The sequence below is a fragment of the Shewanella sp. SNU WT4 genome, from assembly GCF_006494715.1.
GTDB lineage: Bacteria > Pseudomonadota > Gammaproteobacteria > Enterobacterales > Shewanellaceae > Shewanella.
Genome location: NZ_CP041151.1, coordinates 2,182,340 through 2,194,753, shown reverse-complemented (window position 1 = coordinate 2,194,753; position 12,414 = coordinate 2,182,340). Strand labels below are relative to the sequence as shown.

Sequence of the window (12,414 nt, the reverse complement as noted above, 5' to 3'; positions counted from 1 at the left end):
GACTGCTATGATCACGCGTCAGCGCATTCACATCAGCGGTATAGTGCAAGGCGTAGGGTTTCGCCCTTACGTCTATCGCTACGCCCTTGAGTTTGGCCTAAGTGGCACTGTGCTTAATAACAGCGCTGGCGTAACCATAGAAGTCCAAGGCGAGCGGCCGCAAATTGAGCAATTTACCCAGAAACTGCAACTGGCGCCGCCGCCACTGGCGCGCATTGATAATTGGCAGCAGCGAACTATCGAGATAGTCAATACCGCCCTCGATGAAACAAGCGCGCAATTTCGGATTATCCGCAGTGATAACTGTGATGACATTAGCGTGAGCATATCCCCAGATAAAGCCTGCTGCGCCGATTGCTGCGCCGATATTAGCGACCCTAACAGTCGCTATTTTAATTATCCCTTTACCAACTGCACTAACTGCGGGCCTAGGTACACCATAATCAAGGACTTGCCCTATGACAGACCCAATACCGCCATGGCGCACTTTGCCATGTGTAGTGAGTGCCGCGCTGAATATCTAGACCCACTCAATCGCCGTTATCACGCCCAGCCTATTAGCTGCCCTAAGTGCGGGCCAAGGCTCAGTTTGCTGACCAATACTGGCGAGGCACTCAGTCATGACGCACAAGCATTAGATGACGCGGCCAGCGCCCTATTAGCAGGCAAGATAGTTGCCATTAAAGGCCTTGGCGGTTTTCATTTAATGTGTGATGCCACCAATGCCAATGCAGTGCAAAGCCTGCGCGATCGCAAGCATCGCCCCAGTAAACCTTTAGCTATCATGGCCGCCAACCTCACTATGGCTAAAAGCCTAGTGAGCGGTAATGACATGGAATGGCAGCTATTGCAAAGTCCTGAGCGGCCGATTTTATTAATGCGGCTACCAAGTAGTGAGCCAGAGCTTGCTGTTAGCGCTAACATAGCGCCCGGTCTTGGCAGACTTGGGATCTTTTTGCCTTATACGCCGTTGCATCACTTACTGCTCGCTAAAGTTCGGCGGCCACTGGTGGCCACCAGCGCCAATATTTCTGGTGAACCGATTATTACGTCTAGCGCAGCCATAGTGAGCCAATTAGCCCATGTGGTTGATCAAGTGCTAGATAATGATCGCGACATCATCAATGGTTGCGATGATAGCATCATCCAAGTCATAGACAATCAAAGGCAAATGATCCGCCTCGCCCGCGGCTTTGCGCCTTTAAGTATGCCACTTGAAAACCATACGATTGCAGATGCAAACGATCGCCCGAATGCCGCCTGTTTAGCATTAGGGCCGCAGCAAAAAAATAGCCTAGCCCTGCGCCATCAAGGGCAAATGATCTTAAGCCCCCATGTGGGCGATCTCTACAGCTTGGCATCGCAAAGCTATTTTGATCGCACCTTGGCAAGCTTGCAGCAGTTATACCGCATAGCCCCGACTAAGATTTGTCACGATCACCACCCTGACTATCACACCAGTCGCTTAGCCAATGCGGCAACGAGCGAGTGCTCAACACTAGCCGTGCAGCATCATCATGCCCATGTATTAAGTGTTATGGCCATCAATCAAGTCACTGAGCCAGTATTAGGCTTTGCCTTTGATGGCACAGGGCTTGGGGATGATGGCAGTTTATGGGGCGGTGAATTATTAGAGTGCACGCCAACAAGTTATCAAAGGCTTGGCCACTTCACGCCCTTAACTATGATAGGCATGGAGCAAGCGACTCAGCAGCCAGTGCGATTACTGGCCGCCTTATTGTTTGAGCACATGAGTCTTGTGCAAATCAGAGCCTTACCCATCAAAGCATTGCAAACATTATCGGCAAGCCAACTGGCTAACTTGCACCAATTGTGGCGCAATCACAGCCGCTGCATCCGCACCAGTTCCGCTGGGCGCTTATTTGATCTAGTGGCTTTATTATTAGGTGAAATCCACCAGCCAAGTTTTGAAGCGCAGGCGGGTATGATACTCACTAAACTTGCCGAAGAATTCCAGCGACAGTTGCAGCCATTACCAGCAGATTGCCAGTGGGAGATTGAGATAATTCCGGTTAATGCAACTAACGCAGCTAATACAAGTACCAACGCCTGCAGCCAATGGAATAGTCAGCAGTTATTGCTCGCTATCATCCAAGCTGTACAAGCCAAACCTTTAACGCCTCAGCGCCAAGGGCAAATAGCCTTGGGCTTTATGCAGGCGCTCGCTAACTTAGTTGCCAATATTGCTAAGTGCTATCCAGGGCGTAAACTCGTGCTATGTGGCGGCGTATTTCAAAATCCACTATTACTCAGCCTCACCCGCCAAGCGCTGGCTGAGGTCGCCATTGAGTTATTGCCAAGTGGCGATATTCCCATTAATGATGGCGGCATAGCATTCGGTCAATTATGGGCAGGGATACATCAGCCATTGATGCAAGATGCTCTTAATCAATAAATATTAAGGTTTAGGCCTATCAAGGCGTAAATCAATGAATCATCAGGCCAGTAAGCGTGGCTACCCAAGAATAGAGGTATTGTATGTGTAAAGATTGCGGTTGTTCACTGACGCGTCACCCAGATCAAGGTCATAGTCACGGCCACTCCCACGGTCATCATCATGGTGATACTAATTTGCATACCAATCCCCAGCTAAATGACACCAAAACCTTAGCTGTTATTCATAAAATTCTGGATAAAAACGATATTGAAGCGGCCCATAACCGCGATCATCTGGCCGCCCATCAAGTGACAGGCTTTAACTTAATGAGCAGCCCAGGCTCAGGCAAAACCACCTTACTTGAACATCTAAGAGACTACAGCCCGTTGCAATACGCTGTGATCGAAGGCGATCTAGAAACTAGTCGTGACGCCGATCGCCTCAAAGCTAAAGGCATTGAAGCGTTTCAAATTCAAACCGGTAGCGCCTGTCATCTTGATGCCTTTATGGTACATGGTGCCTTACACCATGTTGAATTGGCTCCCCTTGATATTCTGTTTGTGGAAAACGTGGGCAACTTGGTATGCCCAGCAAGCTATGATGTCGGCACCCATAAAAACATAGTATTAGTGTCTATCCCTGAAGGGGATGATAAGGTTGAGAAATACCCTGTGATGTTCCGCCGCGCCGATCTCGTGTTATTCACTAAATGCGATCTTTTACCGCACTTTGATTTCAGTATCGAGCAAGCAAGCCTTGCGGTAAAAAAACTCAATCCAAACGCACAGATCTTATGTATCTCAGTAAAAGATCCCGCGTCCATGGCACCTCTTGCCCAGTGGTTAGCGGCCAATCTTGAAACAGCGCCAGCGGGCGGGATCTAACTATGTGCTTATCTATCCCCTCACAAGTCGTTGAGATCCACGCAGAAGATCACAGCGTTACCGTCGATACCATGGGAGTAAAGCGCAGAGTCAGCAGCCACTTACTCAGTGAGCCACTCGAGTTTGGCGATTTTGTCTTGATCCATATTGGCTTTGTGATGAATAAAATTGATAAAGCCGCGGCCATGGAAAGCCTAGCTTTATATCGCGAAATCATAGATAAACTTGAGCAACAAGGGGAATAAGCATGTTAGAGCTTAAATCCCTGTATGACGGTTTTCGCGATCCGCAAACCATTAAGCGCTTAGCCGCAGAGATCCAGCAAGAGGCGCGTCAATTGCGCGCCCCGCTGCATATTATGGAAGTCTGTGGCGGCCACACTCATACCATAATGAAATATGGCTTATTGCAGCTATTGCCGGACAATATTCAATTTATTCATGGCCCAGGTTGCCCTGTGCGCATTATGCCTAAAGAGCGTATAGATCACGCCGCCGCTTTAGCGAGTCTTGATAATGTCATTCTCGTGACCTTAGGGGATATGATACGCGTGCCAGGTTCCCGCGGCAGTTTGGCGCAATATCGCTCTCAAGGCTGCGAAATCCGCCCGATTTATGATCCCCTAGATACCTTGACCATAACGAGTGAAAACCCAGATAAAACAGTCGTGTTTTTTGCCATTGGCTTTGAAACCTCAACGCCCATGACTGCTGTGTTACTAGCCCAAGCCGAAGCCCAAGGGCTAGATAATTTACTGTTTCATATCAATCATGTGCTTGTACCACCAGCCATAGATGCTGTGATGAGTGATGCGCGAGTTAAAGTTAATGCTTTTATTGGCCCATCACATGTGAGCGTAATTCAAGGCGCCAAGATTTATCAAGCCGCAGTCGATAAGTATCACACCCCGGTTGTTGTCGCTGGGTTTGAGCCTGTAGACGTGCTGGAATCAATTTTAATGATTACCCGTCAACAAGTTGCTGGGCGCGCCGAATTAGCCATTCAGTACCACAGAGCAGTAAGCTTTGATGGCAATCTCACGGCGCAAGCTTTGGTCGATAAATATTTTGAAGTGCGGCCAGAGTTTCGCTGGCGCGGGCTTGGCCCCATAGCTAACTCAGCTTTGCAGTTACGCCCTGAATTTAGCCACAGAGACGCCGAACAACAGTTTGCGTCTCACCTGCCCACAGAGCTAATTGAAGATCATAAAGCCTGTCAGTGTGGCGATATTTTACGGGGATTATCTAAGCCACAGCAATGCAAAGTCTTTGGCCGCGGCTGCACCCCACAAACCCCACTAGGTAGCTGCATGGTAAGCTCAGAAGGCGCCTGTAATGCCTACTATCGCTATGGCGGCATAACGGCGCGAGGACAAGCTGATGATCACAAATAACAAACGCAGCAAGACCATACAACTTAGCCACGGCGGCGGTGGCCAAGAAATGAATCAGCTGATCACTCAGCTATTTTTTAAGGCATTTAACAACCCCTTATTATGCCAACAAGAAGATGCCGCCCTACTGACGCTTAATGGCCGCGTAGCCTTTACTACCGATGCCTTTACCGTGGCGCCACTGTTTTTTGCCGGCGGCAACATAGGTAAATTAGCCATAGCAGGCACAGTTAACGATTTAGCTATGATGGCGGCCAAACCTGAGTACCTGAGCGCGAGTTTTATTATCGAAGAAGGCTTTAGCTATGATGATCTCAGCTTAATTGTTGAATCTATGGCCACAGAGCTTAGCGTCAGCGGCGCTAAGATAGTGTGCGGTGACACTAAAGTAGTGCCTAAAGGCTCTGCCGATGGCATTTTTATTACCACGACAGGTGTTGGCCATGTCCAACAAGAAGGTATTTCCGCCCATAACATAAGCGCCACCGATGCCATTATTGTGTCGCGCGATATTGGTCGCCATGGCGCCGCTATTTTAATGGCGCGTGAAGGCTTAACGCTGGAATCGAGCCTCACCTCTGATTGCGCTACGTTATGGCCAGCAGTTAGCGCTCTCCTAGCAGCGGGCCTTGATATTCATGCCATGCGCGATGCTACTCGCGGCGGCATAAGCGCAGTACTTAATGAGTGGGCGCAGGCATCAAATATTGGCATTCAAGTCACCGAAGCGGATATTCCGATTACCGATGAAGTGCAAGGCATGTGTGAATTGTTTGGCTTTGAAGCGCTCGATTTAGCCAATGAAGGTACCTTTGTGCTGGCCTTACCGCAAGCGCAGGCCGAAACTGCGCTGGCAATTTTGCGCCAACAGCCGCAATGCCAGCAGGCCGCTATCATTGGCTACGGACAAACTGAGCATAGCGGTAAAGTGGTATTAAATACTCCATGGGGATCAAGCCGCTATCTTGATGTTCCCCAAGGCGAATTATTACCAAGGATTTGTTAATGCACGAATACTCAATAGTGACCGCACTGCTAGAGCAGTGCGACAATTTAGCTAGGCAGCATCAGGCGCCTGCAGTTACTCGGGTGAGCATTAAAGTTGGCGTCCTTAGTGGCATTGAACCTAGCTTACTGCAAACCGCCTTTGATACTTTTAAGCTAGATAGCTTGTGCCAACAGGCCGAGCTTGAAATGCACATTCAGCCCTTAGCCTTGCATTGCCGCGATTGCAACACCGACTCGCTCCCCTCTGAGCGCGCCATCATTTGCCCGCACTGCGGCAGCTTTAACACCCAAGTGACTGATGGCGAAGATATGTATTTAATGCAGCTTGAATTTGATATGGCTGATAATGGCTAGGCATATAGATTCATACGTAAATATGTAAGATCGTCTGCAAAGTATCCAAATACATTAAACAGATTAGCTATCGTTGGCTGGGGTAAACTAAGGATGGTAATACCCCGTCAATTTATGCCATCACATCTTCATTGTTTGCTTCCAGTCTTAAATAAACCCATTAATATCTTAGCAACGCTTTCCGCTCGACGTCGCGCATCGTTTGGAATATCACACCCAATTAAATGATTAGGATGATGAGGAAACTGAGAATTTAACAAGCGGTTATTTAGTTGTATAAAGCGTGATTGAGTAGCGTGAGATGTTTGCTCTGACACGCTTGGCTGGTACTGTTGCTTACCCAGTAAAGCGCGCTGTTTATAATAGGTGGTAATCGAGACATTATGTTGCTGGCAAAATTCGATATTAGTGCCACTAAAAGTATTGCGTTGTAAAAGTAACTGTCGCCACTGCTGACTTGTTTTGTGAGTTGTCATCACCTGCTCCAAATTTATCAATGAGCAGATATTTTCAAATAATCAGATTAACGATGCGAGGTGTGGTTCGCTGGACGGTTACGCACAATTCAGCTAAAGCATTACAACAACTAAAAACTAGTAAGGGAAAATCTAGGTTGTTTCCCAAGAGTCGTTGCCATCAATTGTTGCCGGCAGAACCAATAAGTGTTCAAGAACGTAAGGATGTGGCCAATGCTTTAATCGGCTGCCAAACAATGAAAGATGATAAGGCAAAGAAAAGTGAGCTCACTTGGGCAATCAAATACTGCTTATTAAACAGCAATAGTTCTAGAGCTGGTATTCGATTTACAGACACCAATAGTTTTAAACGTTTTATGCAAGTAGTCAGTCAACTATTTCCGTGGCGCCGCTGGCAATTATTGCTTCAATACCCCAAAGATAAAAGACTTACTCATTGGAATATGCATAAGGAACTCGTTATTGATCGCTTAGCGTTAAAAAGACAAGAACCATTTCCAGAGGGACTCGGCTACTTGTATCTTCGTCATGCCAAGGAAGAACAATTAATCCAACGTGGCCTTAATCGTTATTCCTCACATAGCCTAAGAATACTATTTCACCGCTTAGCAATCATCCTATTTAATCCTGAAAACATCAAACAGTGGCAGTGAGGGTCAATGCTATCGAAGACGTTTATACCACCGTTCATTTGTTACTGATTGGGCGAACTGAAGTGGCATAGTTAATTTGGCCATCCATTAAGAAACAAATATTATGCTTAGGGCGTATACATTGGGTGGCAAAATGACGAATAAAACACGAGCAACATATACTGCTGCAATTAAGCTTGAAACCGCACAGCTTGTGCTTGATCAAGGTTATACACAAGAGGAAGCAGCAAAAGCCATGGGCGTTGGCAAATCAACTGTCAGTAAGTGGGTGTCACAGTTAAAACTTGAGCGTCGAGGCATAGCTCCCAATGCCTCGCCAATGACATCTGAGCAGATTGAAATTCGTGAGCTAAAGAAAAAAATCGCGCGCATTGAAATGGAAAAAGACATATTAAAAAAGGCTACCGCTCTCTTGATGTCGGACTCGCTGAACAGTTCTCGATAATCGAGAAAATCCATCAAGCAGGGCGTTATCCTATCTCAGTTTCATGTGATGTATTTGGAGTTCACCGTAGCAGTTATCGTTACTGGCTTAAGCGCGATAGAACAATGAACACAGCACAAGTTCTCTTGGAAACAAAGGTTAAGGATATACACGAGCAAAGTGAAGGCTCTGCAGGAGCCAGAACTATTGCAACCATAGCGACAACGCAAGATGTGCAATTAAGTCGCTATCGAGCAGGCCGCTTGATGAAAAAGTTAGGACTGGTGAGTTGCCAGCAGCCACAGCATCGCTATAAAAAATCAGGAAATGAATACACAGACATCCCCAATTTACTCAATAGACAATTTGATGTTGTTGAGCCAAATACGGTTTGGTGTGGCGATGTAACCTACGGTATGCCCGGAGTTCAGCACTAGCATGGAATGCTTTAACGAACCACGAGTCTATCTGAAATACATGAACACTACGGCAGGAGCTACATTGTTTATGGCACTATCTGGTTGTGCAGATAGTTGAGTCTGAGCGGCAGTGACTTATCGTATGCTGATAAGGTGATGTAACTCGCTGACAACGGGGAGTGAGGCGAATTCGTTAAGCCAAGATGCTCCTCTAGACTAAGTATTGGACGGATGAAGAACATGAACCGGTTAACCCGCATCTATGGGCTGAAACGTCGCCATTGCCTACACGAATTAACAGGCAATATGGTGCTGCAATAGTGCTAAACGTATGGGCACTATTGCCGAATTAATGAGTAATAAATATGTACTTATTAATGGATAAACGTTAAATCACAATTCTGCGTTTAAGCATCATCACCTTACAGTACGATAAGGTCAAAGACTGCGATCGGCATCCACCCCAATATGTTTGAGTTCAGGTAGATAAACCGGGGAAGGTTTGTTTTGAATGCTAAGGGAGCATGACCCTGATGACAAACAAGCTGGCGGAGTGTTCGTAGTAGTCTGAGATGGGGAAAGCCCATTACATGGCGAAGGGACACAGTTTAATTGATTTGCGTCAGCAAATTACCTGACCTTAATGAAGTGAAGACCTTTGATAATCAGCGAACAGCAACGTAAATTAGCAACATGGACAGCAACCGATAAAACGCGTCGCGTTAATCGACTGCTGCGCCTTATCAGTCACCCGCATTGGCTTCGCCAAGCGGCTGAAGTAACGCTTTCTTCAAAAGGTGCTAAAACGCCTGGTGTTGATGGAATAACAAAGATTCATATACAGGCTTATTTGGCTGGTTATCTTGATGAGATCAGAGATGATCTGCTGTCAGGTAACTATCAACCGATGCCTGCTAGACGGATCTATATTCCCAAGGCCAATGGAAAGCTACGTCCTTTAGGTATACCAACGCTTAGGGATAGAATAGTTCAACGTGCCATGCTCATGGCAATGGAGCCGATATGGGAAAATGATTTTCATTCGTTGTCCTATGGCTTTAGACCAGAACACCGCAGCTTTATTGAAGCAAAGCATCACATCAATGATTACATCATTAGATATTACAACAACGTTAGGCCACATCATTACAATGCAGGTCTAACACCAAATGAATCTGAGCAAAGATATGCATTAGATTCTAAGTTAGTGGCCAATAAAACTTGACCACTTCACTTGCTATTCAATTCAATTAGTGCGCGGTATATTCATGTTTCACACCAATCGCATTGTCCAAATAATCAGCATCCACAGCTGTCACAACGCTGGATTTTTCTACTGTATTGCGCTTCAAACGTCACATTAAGGCACAATGAACTTCGCCGTCGGGAGCGTGGGAGGTTAATAATCACGCCGTTTTTAGGGGGGTAAAAAGAAGGTCTAGAAGTTTTACGCCGTCTATAATCAATAAATGCGATCCGGCATTATGACACCCGGTCAAACAGGGGTTTTGGTCACGAAATGGTCACGGTCACGAACAGTGGTCGCAGACATGCAAAAGCAGAAAAGCAAAAAGCCCAAGCTAATTAATAGCTTGGGCTTCTTAAATGTTGGCGGAGCGGACGGGACTCGAACCCGCGACCCCCGGCGTGACAGGCCGGTATTCTAACCAACTGAACTACCGCTCCAATGCCCTTGATATTATTAATAACTTTAGCGTAGGTCAATATTTTTTTTGATAACAATTAACTGTTTAGCTAAATTTTAACCACTCAGGCTACAACTCATGACTAGGCGGTTTTACCAGCAAGCTTGATGTCTTTGGCGCCTGTACTGCTTTTAGCATTGGTCGCTGGCTGATTCAACATATTGAGTTCCGCTGATGCCAGTGCTTTTGCCATGGTTTGCCGCTTTCGCCAGACGATTAGACCAATAATGCCAAGCACTAATAAAATGACATTAATAGTAATAATCCAAAACTGTGCATTACTGCGCGCCGCCAAAGTTTGAGCATCGGCTATTTTTGCCTCTTCTTTAGCAATGTCTGCCAAACTTGGTCCTTCTGGCACAGGATCGGCTATGGAAAAAAATTGCTCATTCATGGTGAGCACAATTTCGCGCCCACCAACAGTAGTGGATGCAATACTGCCTTCAATGCGATATCCCCCAGGGCCTGGCATTTTAGGAATATCCATCAGATTATTACCAGGCACCAGCACGGTTAGGGGTAATGGCCATTGCTCAGATGGTCCAACAACGGTAAGTTCCACATGAGTTTCAGGCGCGCGTACATGTTCTTCATTAATAAAGATATTAACTCGCCATTGTCCATTTACGGTATCGCTCGGCTCAACAATGGTGACCTTTACAGGCTGCGGCAACAGGTTAAGCGGTATATTAAATTCGCGCTCAAGGATGCGATTTCTGGCCATTACCTGAAAGGTATAATGACCCCAAGGTTGATTTAAATTGAGATCGCCAGTAAATAGGCCATCATCTGGGCGCTCATCGAGCATTTCGCCATTATCAAGATAGCCACCCGCCTTGTAAGTACCAACGGCAAAATTCTCATCGCCTGCTTGCTGATTACTCAATAACTTAGCTTGCCAATTAATCAAGTAATCCATGCCGGGCATAGTCATTAGTTTCTCGCCTGAGAGTAAGCGCGCGGTAACCTTAACGCGTTCACCTTGAAAAATGGGTTCAGGTAACGGGTCAACTTCTACTGACAATTCAGACAGTTTTTCAATGCTTGAACCTTGATTGACATGGCCTAATACCTGCCAAGGGCCGGGCATAGGGTTTTTAATGACGATAATGTCGCTGGCAATACCATCAACCCAGTGCACAGTATCGGGATGACGGTCGGAATACCACTTAGTACCATCGGGTAAGAGCAGGATCACTGGCACAGATTGATAGCGACGTTTGATGAGTAGAGTAATGTTTTCAACCATATAATCGATGCGAAATCGATTATTCAGGCCTGCGGTGGCTGTTGGCTCAATAATACTGAGTGGCGCAGAGTTATCCTTATCTGCGCTGCTCGTCTCCTGCGCCTTGGTTACATTGGCTGTTAGGGCTACAAAGAACATTAGCCCCAGTAACAAGCATCCCTGTGATTTTTGCAAATTACCCTCTCCAGAGGCATTTCCCTGATTTGGCCACTAGGTCAAGACGGGACTCATGTATAGCTAGTTCATCGGCAGCGGCGCAGATAACTTTAAGTGCATTGCGCGTTTTACTAAGACGCATCACATCACCGCGCTCTTGGCCAGGCTCTTCGGTAGATAATTCCAGCTTAGTTTGGCCGCCTGTCATGGCAAGATAAACATCTGCCAGAATTTCAGCATCGAGTAAGGCGCCGTGTAAATCACGACGACTGTTATCTATATGATAACGCTTACATAAGGCATCTAGATTATTTTTCTGCCCCGGGTGTAAAAACTTGGCAATAACCAGTGAATCGAGCACGCCGCACATGCTGGCGATTTTTGGCCCTTGCGGGTGCAGCATGGATAATTCATGATCGAGGAAGCTAATATCGAACGACGCGTTATGAGCGACGATTTCCGCACCATCCACAAAAGCTAGAAAATCTGCCGCAATTTCGGCAAATTTAGGTTTATCCGCCACAAACGCATCGGTAATGCCGTGAACACCAATCGCTTCAATATCAATTAGTTGCTGTGGATTAATATATTGATGGTAATGACGCCCCGTTAGCTTACGGTTGATCATTTCCACGCCACCAATCTCAATTACCCTGTGACCTTTATAGATAGGACCACTGCCTTGGTTCATACCTGTGGTTTCGGTATCCAGAATAATCTGACGACTTGCACTGGAGATAATATTCATAATAACTTGCAGCCTCTATCAAGGGATGGGGTTATAATCGACTCAAGATTTCTTATCATAGCAAGCAGATGCCTCAACGAAAACTTGTTCATATTTTTACTGATGGTTCGTGCCTAGGTAATCCAGGTCCCGGTGGTTATGGGATTGTCATTAAGTTCAACCAGCACACCAAAGAGCTGGCACATGGCTATCAATTAACTACCAATAATCGTATGGAGCTATTAGCGCCGATTGTGGCGTTAGAAGCCTTAAAAGAACCTTGCAAAATTGTGCTCACCAGCGATAGCCAATATATGCGCCAAGGGATCACTCAGTGGATCCACGGTTGGAAAGCTAAAGGCTGGAAAACTGCGAACAAGGCGCCGGTTAAAAATGTCGACCTATGGCTGCGCCTTGATGCCGCAAGACAAATTCATGACGTCGACTGGCAGTGGGTTAAAGGCCATGCGGGTCACGTTGAAAACGAACGCTGCGACATTTTAGCTCGCCAAGCCGCTGAGGCTAAGCCTCAAGACATTGATGAAGGCTATAACCCGTAATCATTAA

General features: G+C 46.4%; 11 protein-coding genes, 1 tRNA gene and 3 pseudogenes. 11 read left to right on the top strand and 4 right to left on the bottom strand.

The window, feature by feature from the left end; genetic code table 11:
- Positions 1-7 precede the first annotated feature (7 nt).
- The 6 genes from hypF (at position 8) to hypA (ending at position 6,037) form a co-directional block, all read left to right on the top strand.
- Positions 8-2,416, top strand: coding sequence for a carbamoyltransferase HypF (hypF, locus tag FJQ87_RS09885; RefSeq protein WP_140932489.1), 2,409 nt, complete (start codon positions 8-10; stop codon positions 2,414-2,416).
- Between the two features lie 83 nt (positions 2,417-2,499).
- A complete protein-coding gene (gene hypB, locus FJQ87_RS09880; protein WP_140932488.1) occupies positions 2,500-3,282 on the top strand; it encodes a hydrogenase nickel incorporation protein HypB in 783 nt (260 codons plus the stop codon).
- A gap of 2 nt (positions 3,283-3,284) precedes the next feature.
- The gene (locus tag FJQ87_RS09875) at positions 3,285-3,527 is read left to right on the top strand and encodes a HypC/HybG/HupF family hydrogenase formation chaperone (RefSeq protein WP_140932487.1); all 243 of its coding nucleotides are present in this window, start codon (positions 3,285-3,287) and stop codon (positions 3,525-3,527) included.
- Between the two features lie 2 nt (positions 3,528-3,529).
- A complete protein-coding gene (gene hypD / locus FJQ87_RS09870; protein ID WP_140932486.1) occupies positions 3,530-4,675 on the top strand; it encodes a hydrogenase formation protein HypD in 1,146 nt (381 codons plus the stop codon).
- Positions 4,665-5,681, top strand: coding sequence for a hydrogenase expression/formation protein HypE (hypE, locus tag FJQ87_RS09865; RefSeq protein WP_140934065.1), 1,017 nt, complete (start codon positions 4,665-4,667; stop codon positions 5,679-5,681). Before hypD ends, hypE begins: the two co-directional genes overlap by 11 nt.
- The gene (hypA, locus tag FJQ87_RS09860) at positions 5,681-6,037 is read left to right on the top strand and encodes a hydrogenase maturation nickel metallochaperone HypA (RefSeq protein WP_140932485.1); all 357 of its coding nucleotides are present in this window, start codon (positions 5,681-5,683) and stop codon (positions 6,035-6,037) included. The genes hypE and hypA overlap by 1 nt, the downstream gene beginning before the upstream one ends.
- 128 nt (positions 6,038-6,165) lie before the next feature.
- Here hypA and FJQ87_RS09855 read toward each other — a convergent pair whose 3' ends face one another.
- The gene (locus FJQ87_RS09855) at positions 6,166-6,513 is read right to left on the bottom strand and encodes an IS66 family insertion sequence element accessory protein TnpB (protein ID WP_140932484.1); all 348 of its coding nucleotides are present in this window, start codon (positions 6,511-6,513) and stop codon (positions 6,166-6,168) included.
- A 53-nt stretch (positions 6,514-6,566) separates the two neighbouring features.
- Here FJQ87_RS09855 and FJQ87_RS09850 point away from each other — a divergent pair, with 53 nt between their 5' ends.
- The 4 genes and pseudogenes from FJQ87_RS09850 to FJQ87_RS19030 form a co-directional block, all read left to right on the top strand.
- Positions 6,567-7,166 carry a hypothetical protein gene (locus tag FJQ87_RS09850; protein WP_168195172.1) on the top strand — a complete coding sequence of 200 codons (600 nt, stop codon included), beginning with the start codon at positions 6,567-6,569 and terminating at the stop codon, positions 7,164-7,166.
- Positions 7,167-7,299: 133 nt separating this feature from the next.
- Positions 7,300-8,003 (top strand): annotated as a pseudogene (locus FJQ87_RS09845) (IS3 family transposase); the annotation flags it as partial.
- 664 nt (positions 8,004-8,667) lie between these two features.
- Positions 8,668-9,078 (top strand): annotated as a pseudogene (locus FJQ87_RS19035) (group II intron reverse transcriptase/maturase); the annotation flags it as partial.
- Between the two features lie 15 nt (positions 9,079-9,093).
- A pseudogene (locus FJQ87_RS19030) lies at positions 9,094-9,234 on the top strand (IS3 family transposase); the annotation flags it as partial.
- Positions 9,235-9,618: 384 nt separating this feature from the next.
- On the opposite strand, the gene FJQ87_RS09835 reads toward FJQ87_RS19030, so the two are convergent.
- From FJQ87_RS09835 to dnaQ, 3 genes are all read right to left on the bottom strand, one after another.
- A tRNA-Asp gene (locus FJQ87_RS09835) sits at positions 9,619-9,695 on the bottom strand.
- A 102-nt stretch (positions 9,696-9,797) separates the two neighbouring features.
- The gene (locus tag FJQ87_RS09830; RefSeq protein ID WP_140932481.1) at positions 9,798-11,138 is read right to left on the bottom strand and encodes a TIGR03503 family protein; all 1,341 of its coding nucleotides are present in this window, start codon (positions 11,136-11,138) and stop codon (positions 9,798-9,800) included.
- 1 nt (position 11,139) lies between these two features.
- Positions 11,140-11,868 (bottom strand): DNA polymerase III subunit epsilon, encoded by a 729-nt coding sequence (dnaQ, locus tag FJQ87_RS09825; RefSeq protein WP_140932480.1) that lies wholly within the window; start codon positions 11,866-11,868, stop codon positions 11,140-11,142.
- 68 nt (positions 11,869-11,936) lie between these two features.
- Here dnaQ and rnhA point away from each other — a divergent pair, with 68 nt between their 5' ends.
- Entirely contained in the window at positions 11,937-12,407 is a 471-nt protein-coding gene (rnhA, locus tag FJQ87_RS09820) for a ribonuclease HI (RefSeq protein ID WP_140932479.1), read from the top strand.
- Positions 12,408-12,414 lie beyond the last annotated feature (7 nt).

Coding starts and splice junctions, on each gene's coding strand:
- dnaQ (WP_140932480.1), bottom strand. CDS start 11,868: ATGAATATTATCTCCAGTGCAAGTCGTCAGATTATTCTGGATACCGAA.
- hypA (WP_140932485.1), top strand. CDS start 5,681: ATGCACGAATACTCAATAGTGACCGCACTGCTAGAGCAGTGCGACAAT.
- hypF (WP_140932489.1), top strand. CDS start 8: ATGATCACGCGTCAGCGCATTCACATCAGCGGTATAGTGCAAGGCGTA.
- FJQ87_RS09875 (WP_140932487.1), top strand. CDS start 3,285: ATGTGCTTATCTATCCCCTCACAAGTCGTTGAGATCCACGCAGAAGAT.
- hypD (WP_140932486.1), top strand. CDS start 3,530: ATGTTAGAGCTTAAATCCCTGTATGACGGTTTTCGCGATCCGCAAACC.
- FJQ87_RS09850 (WP_168195172.1), top strand. CDS start 6,567: ATGCGAGGTGTGGTTCGCTGGACGGTTACGCACAATTCAGCTAAAGCA.
- FJQ87_RS09855 (WP_140932484.1), bottom strand. CDS start 6,513: ATGACAACTCACAAAACAAGTCAGCAGTGGCGACAGTTACTTTTACAA.
- rnhA (WP_140932479.1), top strand. CDS start 11,937: ATGCCTCAACGAAAACTTGTTCATATTTTTACTGATGGTTCGTGCCTA.
- hypB (WP_140932488.1), top strand. CDS start 2,500: ATGTGTAAAGATTGCGGTTGTTCACTGACGCGTCACCCAGATCAAGGT.